The organism is Candidatus Avoscillospira sp. LCP25S3_F1, from assembly GCF_052117125.1.
Classification (GTDB): Bacteria; Bacillota; Clostridia; order Oscillospirales; family Oscillospiraceae; genus Avoscillospira_A.
The window spans coordinates 1-427 of the sequence record NZ_JBQKJT010000077.1; the positions used below are offsets into that span (position 1 = coordinate 1).

Consider the following 427-nt stretch of genomic DNA (forward strand, 5'->3'; position numbering starts at 1 on the left):
TTCCTCATAAATCGTTCTCTTCAATTTGCTTTCATCCGGCAACGGGCCATCCACAGTATAAAAGTGGTCATTGATACAGCGCATTGGATGCCGGGACAGGAAATCCAGGCAGTATTCCGGCTCGACGATTTTCCCCTTATCATCGATCCAAACAGGGTTGTTCATGGTATCGCTCCTCTCTAAGGCGGGCCTGTAATTTGCGGATGTATCCGTCTGCCGTTAGATTACTCACGGTTTCGCCTCGTTCATAGGAATCGCCTTGCAGCAGGATGTCCAGCTGATACTCTGCCCATGGCAGACGGTGGCAGGCTTCCATAAACCGCTCGTCCAGCACATCTTCCGGCGTTTGTGGTGCATACCGTTTTTCCCAATCCAGGAGCAACCGCCGATACTCGTTCAAAACAGAAAAGCACAGCTGCTCGTTTTC

Annotated in this window: 1 pseudogene; it reads right to left on the minus strand. The window is 50.8% G+C overall.

What is annotated here, in order from left to right:
- Nucleotides 1-139: 139 nt before the first annotated feature.
- Nucleotides 140-427 (minus strand): annotated as a pseudogene (locus ACTQ33_RS17190) (CHC2 zinc finger domain-containing protein); the annotation flags it as partial.